The organism is Limosilactobacillus antri DSM 16041 (assembly GCF_000160835.1).
Classification (GTDB): domain Bacteria; phylum Bacillota; class Bacilli; order Lactobacillales; family Lactobacillaceae; genus Limosilactobacillus; species Limosilactobacillus antri.
In genome coordinates, this window is the sequence record NZ_GG700733.1 from 124,367 (window position 1) to 136,675 (window position 12,309).

Consider the following 12,309-nt stretch of genomic DNA (forward strand, 5'->3'; position numbering starts at 1 on the left):
AACAAAAATGCTGCCCCATAGAAAAAACCGGCTGGTGAAGTTTTCACCAACCGGTTTTATTAATTACGATGTTCCCGCTAACGACTACTTGTCTTCCTTGTCGTCCTTAGCTTCGTCATCTTTCTTGTCTTCGTCACTTTGCTTTTCCGCGGACTTGTATTGGTCACTGTCATCCTTGGCGGCGTCCTTAGCGTCAACGATAACCAGCTTGCCATCCTGCATTTCAGCAACTAAGTGCTTAGCGTCCAAGTGGTCAAGGTAGTAGTCAGTAACCTTATCACGGATTTCCCGTTCGATTACCCGCCGCAGTGGCCGGGCACCCATGGCTTCGTCGTAACCTTCGTCAATCAGGTACTTGCGTGCCGTTGGGGTAACTTGAACGTCCATCCCCTTCTTCGCCAGGGTTGCATTGACGTCAGCCAGCATCAGGTCAACAATCTTCTCCAGGTCTTCCTTGGTCAGGCTGTGGAATTCAACGATAGCGTTGAACCGGTTCAAGAATTCTGGCCGGAAGTAGTTGGTCAGCTTCTTGATCAGGTCTTCTTCGTCGTTGTCATTGCCCAGCTTAACCGGTGCGTCGTTGGAGTAGCCGGCGTTAGAAGTAGCAATGATGACGGTGTTCTTGAAGTCAATCGTGTTGCCTTGACCATCCGTCAGACGGCCGTCATCCAGCACTTGAAGCAGCAGGGTGATTACCTGTGGGTTTGCCTTTTCAATTTCATCCAGCAGGATAATGGAGTACGGGTGCCGACGAACCTTTTCCGTCAAGGTGTTGGAGTTGTCGTCGTAACCAACGTAACCCGCGGTCGTTCCGATTAACTTGGAAACAGCGGTCCGGTCGGAGTATTCAGACATATCCAGGCGGATAATGTCATCCTTGGAGCCGAACATATCAAGGGCCAGCTGCTTTGCCAGTTCAGTCTTACCAACACCGGTTGGGCCGACGAAGAGGAAGCTGCCAATTGGTGATTCCCCTTCATCGAAGCCGGCCCGGTTCCGCCGAATAGCACGGGCAACGGCTTCAACGGCTTCGTCCTGGCCGATAACCTTGCCTTCAAGGCGCTTGTCCATGTCCTTCAGCCGTTCCACGTCGCTGGCACCGATCTTAGAAACCGGGATCCCAGTCATTTGTTCAACGGCGTTAGCAACATCCTCTGGCGTTGCCGTTACCTTTTCGTCTTCGGAATTCTGGCTCAGCTGCTTCTTCAAGTCAGCAATCTTGTCCTTAGCAGCTTGGGCAGCCTTGTAGTCTTCCTTCTTTGCTGCTTCCTTCTGCTTCTTTTCCTGCGCCTTGATTTCCTTTTCAATCTGCTTAGCATCGTGAGCCGGGTGCTTTGCTGCCAGGTGAGCGGCCGTCATATCGATCAGGTCAATCGCCTTGTCAGGCAAAGCCCGTTGCGGCATGTATTGAACGGAGTAGTCAACCGCTGCCTGCAAAACGTCGTCTGGCAGCTTAACGTTGTGATGCCGTTCGTACAGGTCCCGAATTCCTTTCAGGATGGCAACCGTGTCAGCCTTGCTTGGGGCGTTTACCGTTACCGGGTTGAACCGCCGAGCTAAGGCAGCGTCCTTCATGATGGTGTTCCGGTACTCATCCTGGGTAGTCGCACCGATGACGCTGATTTCACCCCGGGACAATGCCGGTTTGATGATGTCGGACATCCCCTTGGAGCCGCTGTCGGATCCGGTAGAACCGGCGCCGATGATTTGGTGAATTTCATCGAAGAAGAGGATGATGTTCCCCGCCTTCTTGACTTCATCAATCAGCTTCTGCATATTTTCTTCAAAGCTGCCCCGGTATTGGGTTCCTGCTTCCAGGCCGGAAATGTCGATGCTGATGATTTCCTTATCCTTGATTGGTGCCGGAACGTTGCCGTCAACGATCGCTTGTGCCAAGCCCTCGACAACGGCCGTCTTACCAACACCAGCGTCCCCAACCAGGACCGGGTTGTTCTTTGTCCGCCGACTTAAAATTTCAGCGGTTTCTTGGATTTCTTTATTCCGCCCAATTACGGGGTCCAGCTCGCCTTGCCGGGCTTCTTCCGTCAGGTTCCGGCCCAGCTTGTGCAGGACGCTTTCCTTGCCTTCATTTGGCTGTGGACCAGGCTGGCCGCCCTGCTGCGGCATTGCACCGCCAGGCAGCTGACCGTTTTGCCGATATTGAGCAAATTCTTCTGGAGTTACCTCTTGACCATTGATCATGTAACGACGGTTTGCAGAACCATTCATTCCACCCATCAATTGGTTGAAGATGTCATTCATATCACTGTTAAATGGATCCATTGGATTTTGTGCCATTACTCAGTACCTCCTTAAGCTTTAGTTTCAAAGGTTAGATTGTAGTCAGAATTAACATTCTTGGCCGCCACACGGGCGGACTGGCTACAACGACTGGCCATCATCATGTTTCAGATAATGACTCTCTAAATCACGAAGGACTTCCCACATCGCCTTGTGCTCGGCTCGAGCTAAAGCATCAAGGTCGCGTAGATTTAGCGACGTAGAACTCGATTGTGGTTTATTAAATGATTTATGCAAAGTCGTGTAGCCATAGCCAGAACGCTTTGATACTTGGTAAATCGTTAAATTGTGGACTTCTAAGTATCTCTTAATGTCGATCTGCATCGCTATTCACTTCCTTCACACTAATTATTATAACATATCTGTGGTATAACACAAGTGTAATATACCTAAAATATAAATCAAATTATTTAATATTGTTTAAATACTGCCAGTTCATTGTCAGATGGAATCCGCTCCTATTTATACCGACGATAGCTTAAATTTTCTCTTGACAATAATTAAAATTAAATTAGAATAATTAATAATCAGTTAATCAAGGAGACCGTAATGATGAAATCAGTTATGCAACAATCAAATCGTGCATACTACTTCTGGTTTAGCGCCCTAAGATCCGCTAGCCAGCAGTGATTTTATCATTGGGACTTCCGGATAATTGCCAAGTATCCGGAATACTCCTTCATCATACTCATTCCAATCTGATGAAAAGACCCGGATATGCTTAACCGCTGTCCGGGTCTTTTTTGTACTTTAAGGAGGAATTAACCATGCCCACAACTAAAGCTAGTATTATGAACCACCTCAACCGTAACTTTGCCCGCCTCAAGCCAGTTGGAATCCGGGAATTCGACGCCCAGGCCAGCGCCGTCCCGGGAATTGTCAAGCTGACCCTCGGCGAACCGGACTTCAACGTGCCGGACGCCATGAAAGAGGCCGCCATCGACAGCATCAACAATAACGATTCCCACTACGCACCGGCGGTCGGTACCAGCGCCCTGCGAACGGCGATTGCCGACTTCCTCCAAGACCGCTACCAGCTCGGTTACGATCCCAACGGTGAAATTGCGGTGACAATCGGAGCGACTGAGGGAATTTATGCAGCACTGTCAGCCCTGATTAATCCCGGCGACGAGGTCCTGGTTGCCACACCGACCTTCCCACTCTATATGGCAGTTACCACCATGCTGGGCGGCCAGCCGGTCGAAATCAACACCAGCGACCACGGCTTTGTGCTAACCCCGGCCCAGCTTAAAGAAACCATTGCCGCGCACCCCCACGCCAAGGCCCTGATCCTGAACTACCCTTCCAACCCAACCGGGGTGACCTACTCCGCCCAGCAGGTTGAGGAGCTGGCAGCAGCGGTCAAAGACACCAACCTGGTAGTAATTGCGGATGAAATTTACTCCGAGCTGGTCTATGATGGGCAGCACACTTCCATCGCTTAATTCATCCCCGAGCAGACCCTGATCCTGAACGGGGCCTCAAAGTCCCACGCTATGACCGGCTACCGGATTGGCTTTATCGCCGGACCCCGCGAATTGATGGGGCCGGTCAGCGCCCTTAGCGGAATGATGATTACCTCCGCGACGGACTCAGCAATGGCGGCGGCCACCGCGGCCTTTGGCTCACCAGCAGGGAAAGCGGCCACCCAGCAGATGAAGGGCGCCTACCAGGAGCGGCGTGACTACCTCGTTGGCGCCCTCAGCCAGCTTGGCTTTGAACTGGCCACCCCGAACGGCGCCTTCTACGTCTTCGCTAAGATTCCCGCCAGCGCTGGCACCGACGACGTTGCCTTCGCCACCGCGTTAGCTAAGCAGGGCCGGGTCGCCGTCATCCCCGGTTCATACTTTGGCGCCGGCGGTCAGGGCTACCTGCGGCTCAGTTACGCCACCAGCATGGAAAACCTGAAAACCGCGGTCGAACGAATTGCAGACTTTCTCAAGGAGGACTAACTTATGACTAAAATCCTGATGACCAGTGTTCGGGACGACGAACAAGCCGCCATCAAGCAGTTTGCCCAGGAACACGATGTTGAAATCATTACCACCCCCAAGCTGATTGACGACGCGGTCGAGCTGACGGCCGGAGTCGACGGCCTGGTAATCCAGCAACGCAGCCCCGTGGACCCAGCTGTTTACCCCCAGCTCAAGGCGCACGGGCTTAAACAAATTGCCACCCGGACCGCCGGCTTTGACATGGTAGACATCCAAGCAGCTCATGACAACGGCCTGACCGTTACCAACGTCCCGGCCTACTCACCGCGCTCAGTGGCCGAACACGCCCTCATGCAGATTTTCCGGCTGCTGCGGAAGTCCTACCGGTTTGACCAGCAGGTGGCCGCGAACGATTTCCGCTGGTTCAGCGATGAGCAGGCCATGGAAATTCACACGGCAACCATCGGCATCATCGGGGTCGGCCGGATTGGCGGTACCCTCGCTAAGCTCCTCAAGGCCCTCGGTGCCCGGGTGCTGGGTTTTGATGTGCAGCCCCGAGAAGAGATGGCTGGCATCGTCGAATACGTTTCTAAGGAGGACCTGCTCAAGCAAAGCGACGTGGTTTCCCTCCACGTGGACCTCAACCCCAGTTCGACCGGCCTGATTGCGGCCCCTGACCTGGCCCTGATGAAGCCGACCGCCGGCCTGGTTAACGCCAGTCGGGGTCCGGTCGTGGTTACCGCCGACCTGGTTGCCGCATTAAAGGATCACCAGCTGGCCGCCGCGGCCCTCGACACCTTCGAGGGGGAAAATGAGGTCGTCATGACCGACCGCCGGGAAAAGGGGCTCGCTGACGTCCCGCTAGTGGCAGAGCTGCACGCGATGGCCAACGTCATCCTGACGCCGCACATCGCCTTCTTTACCAACCTGGCCGTTAAGAACATGGTTGACTTCGCCCTCGAAGACGTCCTGCTCGTTTTGGCCGGCAAGCCATCCCCGCACGAAGTCAAGTAGGGGGCCTTAAATTGGAATGGTTTGATAAATCATTTGCGGGGCTCACTACGGACGAGCTGTTCCGGATCTACCAGCTCCGGGCACAGGTCTTCAACGGTGAGCAGGAAAGCTCATACCCGGATCCCGATGAACAGGACCGCACCGCCCGCCACCTCTTCTGCTGCGACGGCTCCCGGGTCGTCGCGTACGCCCGCTACTTTCGGGCAGGCAAGCAGGTCAGCTTTGGCCGGGTCGTTATTCAAAGGGAGTACCGGGGGACCGGGCTCTCGGCGTCCTTGATGACCCGCCTCCTGACCGGGATTCACCGGGCTTTCCCAGGGATGGAAATCATCATCCACGCCCAGTACTACATTCAGGGCTACTACGCAAAGTATGGTTTCACGCCGACCGGGGACCCCTTTACCGAAGCCGGCCGAAAACACATTACGATGACGCACCCCGCGCTTTGACCGCAAACTAAAAGACCTCCATGCCGCGGTTTACTTCAACCGGCTTGGAGGTCTTTATGTTTAATTATTGCGTGTCGTTTATTCGCGCACGGGCCTGGTCGACAACCGCCGCCAAGCTGATCTGGGCCATTTCCTGCTCGGCCGCCTGTTGGACCCGCTGGTATGCCGCACCGAGCACCTCCGGCATACACCGGCTTAGGGGGTGCAGCCGGTTAATCTCCTGGTCCACGTCCAAAAATTCCTGGTGGCTCTCCACCGCCTGGTAAATATCCAGCAGGCTGATCCGATCAGCGGGTCGGGTCAGCTTGATCGTAATCTCGCCGTGCTGGCCGCTCCGCTCAAGGATACCAGCCTTGACCATGTGGGCAATCAGCCGCCGAATTAGGCTCGGGTTAGAATTAACACTCTCCGCAATCGCCGAGCTGCTATTGCTCCCTAAAATTTCTAAATACACTAAGATGTGGACGGCATCACTTAACCGGTGCGAATATTTCATTACATTCTCCTCACTTTGACGGCGCTAAACCAGATAATACCCTATTATAGGCGCTAACCACGAGCCGGGTCAAAGGAGCATTTTCGTTGCTGATGGCGGGACGGCCGATTACAATTAAGGAAAAGAAATCAGGAGGGCTGAAGCAATGAGCACTTACAAAGTTAGAGCAAGTAAAACCACCACGGGAATGCAGGTGGCGGCCGGTACGCGGGGCTTTGAAATCACCTTCGACGAACCCGGCAGCACGAATACCGGGATGAACCCGGTTGAAATCCTGCTGGCTTCCTTTGGCGCCTGCCAGTCAATCACCGCCACCGCGCTAGCACAAAAACGCCACTTCGATCTCCAAGCATTCTGGATCGACGTCGAAGGGGACCTGGGCCGGGAGGAAATTGATGGTGAATCACTACGAAAGTTCACCGAGATCCGCTATCAGGCGCACGTCCGCAGTGACGAATCCGACGAGGATATCAAGCAATTCCTCGCCGACGTTGCCAAAAAGTGCCCGGTTGAAAACACACTGATGCACGGGACGAAGTTTAAGCCGGCCGGGTTTGTGCGGGAATAGCAAAGGAGTAATCGTTTTTGAACCATCAATTATAATGGTTCAGAAAAGCGATTACCCCTTTTTCTTGTTTAAACGCCGCTGCAGGGCACCGGTATTACGTTCCCAAAAAACGCCGTCCGTATAACCCTGGATACTCCGGTCATGGTCAGCCGCCTGGAGCCGGTAAACACCCCAGGCCGTGTAGAGGCGGCTTTGCTCGATACCAACGAAGTGCCGGTCCAGCTTCTTGGCCGTCACCAGGCTGGAACCGGCCCCCGCAAAGGGATCGAGGACGAGGTCACCCGGGTTGGAACTGGCGAGGATCAGCTTCGCCAGCAGTTTTTCCGGCTTTTGCGTCGGGTGCCCAGTATTTTCGGCCATCGACCAGTAAGGAATCGAAATATCGTCCCAAAAGTTGGATGGCATTGTGTCGCGGAACCGCCCCGCCGCGGACTCATGCCAGTCCTTGGCCTGACCGTTTTCCCGGTAGGGGGCAATCACCTGCCGCCGCTGCTTGACTTGGTCGACGTTAAAGGTGTATTCCCGTTCGTCCATCGTCAAAAACCAAATATCTTCCATGCCGTTTTTCCAGTTGCCCTTGGCACCGCGGCCCTTTTCCCGCTGCCAGGTAATCCGGTTCTTGACCGTGAAATTAGCCGCCAAGACCGGAGCGAGGGCGACGCTGGTCTGCCAGTCGGCGAAAACGTAGAGGCTGGCGGTCGGCGTCAGTTTCGGCTTAATCAGGTCGATCCAGCGCTGGGTATACTCCTGATACTCGCCGGTCGACTGGTGCTTGAAATTCAGCCCGTCGTAGCGCTTATCCAGGTTGTAGGGCGGGTCGACCAATGCTAAGTCAGCAAACCGGTCGGGAAACTGCCGCACCACCTGAAACGAATCCCCGTTGATGCTTCGGTCGCGAATTGCCGCGAGCGAAACCGGCCCCGGCTGGAGCGTGGCAATCTGTTCTAAGACCGCCTGGGGCGCGTGGTCGAGGTCAAAGTCAATGGTCTTATTGCGGGCCGATTTAGTCATTCTTTCACCATCCCATTTCATTCTTAGCTATTAGTATAGCGCAAAGGGGGCGGCGGAAAAAAGCAGCAAACGGGGGTGGGACAGCACTAGTTGGCCCAGTTCGCTATCCCACCCCCGGCGGCGCGCAGCTAGCCTAATTTTCAGCTACGCATCTTCTTTCTCCTTAATCGTCTTCGCGGACGCGGCCAGCTTCTCCGCTTCGGCGGCTGGCAGCTTAACCGGCACAATCTTCTCTACCCCGTTCTTGCCAATCACGGCTGGATAGCCAATGTAGGTGCCGAACTGCTCCAGGTAAACCGAGGCCGGCATAAACTCGTGCTTATCGTTGAAGATCGCCTCGACAATCCGGACCGCGCAGGTTGCAATCGCGGTCGAGGTGTAGCCCTTGCCCGCTACGACCCGAAAAGCGCTCTGGCGAATTTCTTCGTCCAGTTTAGCCAAGTCCACCTGACCAGCGTCGGCAAATTGACTGATCGGTTGGCCGTCCAGGCGAACCGTCGACCAGGCGGAAAATTGCGAATTGCCGTGTTCGCCGAGGACAAAACCGCTAACGTTTTGCGGTGCTTCGCCAAAGTGGGCCCCCACTGCCCGTTGCAGGCGCGCCGTGTCGAGGAAGGTTCCCGTCCCAAAAATCCGCTGGTGGGGCATCCCCGTCGCCTTCTGCAACTCGTTGACAATCGCATCACAGGGGTTGCTGATGTTCAGCAGGATTCCCTTAAAGCCGCTGGCCTTAATCTTTTGACCGACTTCCGCGGCGTTCTTCTTGTTAATTGGCAGCTCCGCGAACCGGTCCCCCGTCCTTGCCGTCGCCTCAATGTCGCCAAAGCTGGTGATGACGATGTCGGCATCCGCTAGCTCCCCGTAATCGTTACACTTGAGGACCGCGGATGTTTCCGTCCGGGCAAAGGAGTCGGCAAAGTCGTAATATTCCGCTTCGACCTTTCCTTCGTCCTGGTCAATCATGACCAATTCATCAGCCAATCCCTTGAGCAGCAGAATATGGGCTACCGTTGTCCCGACGTGCCCCAAGCCAATAATTCCAATCTTATGCATGATTAGGCTCCTTTCTCTGTAAGCGTTTTCTTACTATTCTATTATACTATAAAGAGACTGGCGATTTCTCGCCAGTCTCTTATTGTTCATTAAAGATTATCAAGATAACGTGCAAAATGACCACAAATCGTTTGTACTCACCTTTTTAGTAAATTCCGTCGTAGGCCTTTTGGAAGAGCTTAACCACGTCTTCCTTAGTCCCCTTGCGTGGGTTGGAGAAGGCGTTGCCGTCCTTGAGGGCGTTTTCTGCCATCAATTCAAAGTCTTCCGGCTTGGCACCGATGGCCTTGATGGAGTCCGGAATACCAATGGACTTCGCCAGTTCCCGCATGCCGTCGATCGACTTGTGGGCGGCTTCCATCGTGGTCATGCCGGTCGTGTCGTAGCCCATGATCTTGGCCAATTCAGCGAAGCGGTCTGGGCAGGCGATGATGTTCCATTCTTCGACTACTGGCAGCATTAAGGCACAGCAGACCCCGTGCGGAGCGTCGTACTGACCACCCAGCTGGTGGGCCATGGCGTGAACGTAACCGAGGTTGGCGTTGTTGAAGGCCATCCCGGCCAGCATTTCCCCTTCAACCATCTTGGTCCGGGCTTCGACGTTGTTACCATTCGCCACCGCTTCTGGCAGGTATTGCTGGATCAGCTTGATGGCCTTTTCACACTGGCTGTCCGTAATGTCATTGTGGTCCACGGAAACGTATGGTTCCACCGCTTGAACGTAGGCGTCCAAACCAGTAGCCGCCGTCGTCGCCTGTGGAATGCCCAGCATCAGCATTGGATCGTTGAACGATACCAATGGAATGTTCCGCCAGGAAACCACCACGAACTTCAGGTGGGTTTCTTCGTTCGTGATTACGGCGTGCCGGGTCAGTTCAGAACCGGTTCCGGCCGTGGTGTTAACGGCCATCAGTGGCGGCAGCGGCTTGTCGAGGGTTTCAATCCCGGCCAGCTTGGTAATGTCGTCACCGTTGGTCAGGATAATCCCGATTCCCTTACCACAGTCATGGGCAGAGCCACCACCAACCGTGATGATACTGTCACAGTTGTTGTCAAGGTAGATTTGCTTCCCCTTCTTGATATCACGAATCTTTGGATTTTCTTCGGCACCGTCAAAGACCACGTATTCTACACCGGCCTTTTTCAGTGAAGCCAAGGTCTGGTCCACGGGACCATTCTTAATCTTACCGATGTGACCACCAGTAACAACTAAGACCTTGTTCATGTTCAGCATCTTGGCCCGGTCACCGATCTTTTCGATCACGCCGGGGCCAAAGAAGTTTACGCTTGGCATCAGAAAATCAAATTGTCGTTCCATTCTTCACAACCTCTTTCTATACGTTATAACAGTCCTATAATTGCATACTTTTCCTTAGTTTACAATCATTTCCCCAAACCAATTCGGCGGATTTGTCGCATTTTACGGCTATCAATCCTCCGGGTTTGCGTATTCTTTCACTTAGCCGAACCAGCCGCCGACGTTAAACGGCGCTCGAATTCGGTCCGCAAAAGCGCTGCATCACTGTCGTAGCTGTGAAGACGGCGGTCGGCTACGGCTAGCGAATCATTGGGCGACAGGCGAATCTCCAGGTTTACCGCCATCACCTGCATCTTGAGGCCACCGACGACCATCCGCATTGCCAGCTGCGCCTGACTGCCGCCATGACCGCCAAAGGTTACCAGGCTGACCGGTTTACCCGCCCATTCCTTGGCAAGGTAGTCAATTGCGTTTTTCATCACCGCCGGGTAGCCCCAGTTGTATTGCGGGAAGACAAATACGAAGCCGTCGTAAGATTGGATCAGTGTGCTCCACTGCCGGGTCTTGGCGTGGGTGTAAATTCCCGTAAACGGCAGCCGCGGTTCATCCATCATCGGCAAGTTCACCTTGGCGAGGTCGACCAGGTCAAAATGAACCTGGTTACTCTTCAATAACTGGGTCCGCAACCATTCAGCCACCTGTGTGCTCCGCCGGTTCGGCCGGACGCTGCCGACAATAATCGCAACTTTTTTCATCTGAATCCCTCCAAATCTTATCTTGCTACTGGTTAGTATAGTCCAAATAAAAAGGAACCGGCCACCAATTCGCACGCCAGTTCCAAAGTTCGTTACTGATTTTCTTTCTTACGCCGCAGGAAACCAAACGTCAGCAGCTGGGCCATTAGTCCGAGGATGGCCGCTCCAGTAACCGTCGCGGCGCGATTTTCGCCAGTTCCAGTGGCTGGCAGGGTCGCGTTCTGCTTCTGGTTAATACTGCTGGTAGCGGAAGCACCCGCCGCTGCTTGGACTGACTGTTCGCCGCCAGTTGGCGTTACCGCGGTCGGCACGGGCACTGGTTGACTTTGCTGACCACCAATCGTGCTGCCAGTATTTCCGCCGGTCGTACCAGTCCCCGGTTGAGTGCCGGTGTCTGGACCAGTTGGTTGGTCATCACTGCCCTGGTCTGAGCTCCCTGGCTGATCCGGTTGGGCTGTGAAAACCGGTGTTAGATTAACCGTCTTTTCAACCAGTGCTGGGGTGTCAAGGTCGATGATCGTTCCCGCAACAAACAGGTCGGCAGCTTGGTAGCCAGCTGGAGCGGTAACGTAGTGGTCATCAAACTTCGGCAATGCCGTCAGGTACACCTTTTCTCCCGTCCGCAGATTCAGTTCATACCGGAGGGTCACCGTCTGTTTCTGCGAATGCAGCTGATGGCGGTTGCCCTGGTCATCAACTCCCCAGATCACCTGCTCAACGTCCTTGTTTTCCGTTCGCTGTTCCCGCCGGTGGCGAACGGAAATTTCGAGGTCAATGATTCCACCCTCGAAGGAATGAAAATGGTACCACGCTTGTGGATCAACCACCTCTAAACCTAACTGGTGCAGGTAATCCCGGTTCAGGTCTTCTCCGGAAAAGGCAAGGTGGTAGTCAGGATGAAAGTGCACGTAGTCACGCCAGTTGCTTTCAGTATCATTGAAGATGATCGTCACACAGACCTCGCGGTACGGATCCGCTTTTTCTGCCTGCGCGGTCGGATTAACAAGCGCCGGGTTTTCCGGCTGCCCTTCCGCATTAATTCCCGCTGTCGCCTGCGTCGGGGCCGCCGTTGCCGGCTGGCTGGTTCCAGCTTCCGGAGTGCCTGTTACCGCCTGCTGAGCTGAATCAACTGTCGTTGCCCCGGTTGTCGATTCCACTGTACCTGGGGCAGGCGGCACGTCCCCCGCACCCGTCGACCCGTTAGTCACCAGTTGACTGCTCACCGCTGCTGGTGCCGGCGAAGTAAGCTCGTCAGCTGAAGCCTGGCTTCCGTACAGGAAGGTTAGCCCTAAGAGGACCGACGCTACCCCGCCCATTATTTTTCTGAGGCCGAAGCGTTGTTTGCTGGCGCTCAGCTTGCGTTCCATCGCGAAACGATTATTTTTTGAAAACATATTTAGCTTCCTCCTGTGTTCATAAAAAAGTTGGATCTGCAGCTTTTCCATCCAGCACAAGTTAGCGGGAGTTAAA

General features: G+C 54.3%; 11 protein-coding genes and 1 pseudogene. 4 read left to right on the top strand and 8 right to left on the bottom strand.

All coding sequences use genetic code 11. From position 1 onward, the window contains the following. Window positions 1–84 precede the first annotated feature (84 nt). Both HMPREF0494_RS04155 and HMPREF0494_RS04160 read right to left on the bottom strand, forming a co-directional pair. Window positions 85–2,298 (bottom strand): ATP-dependent Clp protease ATP-binding subunit, encoded by a 2,214-nt coding sequence (locus HMPREF0494_RS04155; RefSeq protein ID WP_007123683.1) that lies wholly within the window; start codon window positions 2,296–2,298, stop codon window positions 85–87. A gap of 84 nt (window positions 2,299–2,382) precedes the next feature. Continuing rightward, on the bottom strand, window positions 2,383–2,625 hold the full coding sequence (locus tag HMPREF0494_RS04160; protein ID WP_007123684.1) for a hypothetical protein: 243 nt from the start codon (window positions 2,623–2,625) through the stop codon (window positions 2,383–2,385). A 443-nt stretch (window positions 2,626–3,068) separates the two neighbouring features. On the opposite strand from HMPREF0494_RS04160, the pseudogene HMPREF0494_RS04165 reads away from it, so the two are divergent. The 3 genes and pseudogenes from HMPREF0494_RS04165 (at window position 3,069) to HMPREF0494_RS04175 (ending at window position 5,698) form a co-directional block, all read left to right on the top strand. Beyond that, window positions 3,069–4,253: pseudogene (locus tag HMPREF0494_RS04165) on the top strand (aminotransferase class I/II-fold pyridoxal phosphate-dependent enzyme). A 3-nt stretch (window positions 4,254–4,256) separates the two neighbouring features. Then, window positions 4,257–5,249, top strand: coding sequence for a D-2-hydroxyacid dehydrogenase (locus HMPREF0494_RS04170; protein ID WP_007123687.1), 993 nt, complete (start codon window positions 4,257–4,259; stop codon window positions 5,247–5,249). Between the two features lie 11 nt (window positions 5,250–5,260). Beyond that, window positions 5,261–5,698, top strand: a complete 438-nt coding sequence (locus HMPREF0494_RS04175) for a GNAT family N-acetyltransferase (protein WP_007123688.1) — start codon at window positions 5,261–5,263, stop codon at window positions 5,696–5,698. A 64-nt stretch (window positions 5,699–5,762) separates the two neighbouring features. On the opposite strand, the gene HMPREF0494_RS04180 is transcribed toward HMPREF0494_RS04175, so the two are convergent. Next, window positions 5,763–6,194 carry an Rrf2 family transcriptional regulator gene (locus HMPREF0494_RS04180; protein WP_007123689.1) on the bottom strand — a complete coding sequence of 144 codons (432 nt, stop codon included), beginning with the start codon at window positions 6,192–6,194 and terminating at the stop codon, window positions 5,763–5,765. Between the two features lie 145 nt (window positions 6,195–6,339). Between HMPREF0494_RS04180 and HMPREF0494_RS04185 the strand changes: the two genes are divergently transcribed. Then, window positions 6,340–6,762, top strand: coding sequence for an OsmC family protein (locus HMPREF0494_RS04185; protein ID WP_007123690.1), 423 nt, complete (start codon window positions 6,340–6,342; stop codon window positions 6,760–6,762). A gap of 51 nt (window positions 6,763–6,813) precedes the next feature. Here the strand turns inward: HMPREF0494_RS04185 and HMPREF0494_RS04190 are convergent, their stop codons facing one another. The 5 genes from HMPREF0494_RS04190 to HMPREF0494_RS04210 all read right to left on the bottom strand — a co-directional run bounded on the left by HMPREF0494_RS04190 (window position 6,814) and on the right by HMPREF0494_RS04210 (window position 12,233). Next, a complete protein-coding gene (locus tag HMPREF0494_RS04190; RefSeq protein ID WP_040458784.1) occupies window positions 6,814–7,773 on the bottom strand; it encodes a DNA-methyltransferase in 960 nt (319 codons plus the stop codon). A gap of 144 nt (window positions 7,774–7,917) precedes the next feature. Next, a complete protein-coding gene (locus HMPREF0494_RS04195; RefSeq protein ID WP_007123692.1) occupies window positions 7,918–8,826 on the bottom strand; it encodes an L-lactate dehydrogenase in 909 nt (302 codons plus the stop codon). 145 nt (window positions 8,827–8,971) lie between these two features. Beyond that, complete coding sequence (locus tag HMPREF0494_RS04200; protein ID WP_007123693.1) at window positions 8,972–10,144, bottom strand: iron-containing alcohol dehydrogenase; 1,173 nt, start codon at window positions 10,142–10,144, stop codon at window positions 8,972–8,974. Window positions 10,145–10,281: 137 nt separating this feature from the next. After that, window positions 10,282–10,839 carry an NADPH-dependent FMN reductase gene (locus HMPREF0494_RS04205; RefSeq protein ID WP_040458785.1) on the bottom strand — a complete coding sequence of 186 codons (558 nt, stop codon included), beginning with the start codon at window positions 10,837–10,839 and terminating at the stop codon, window positions 10,282–10,284. Between the two features lie 92 nt (window positions 10,840–10,931). Then, window positions 10,932–12,233, bottom strand: coding sequence for a YSIRK-type signal peptide-containing protein (locus tag HMPREF0494_RS04210; protein ID WP_040458786.1), 1,302 nt, complete (start codon window positions 12,231–12,233; stop codon window positions 10,932–10,934). Window positions 12,234–12,309: the final 76 nt, after the last annotated feature.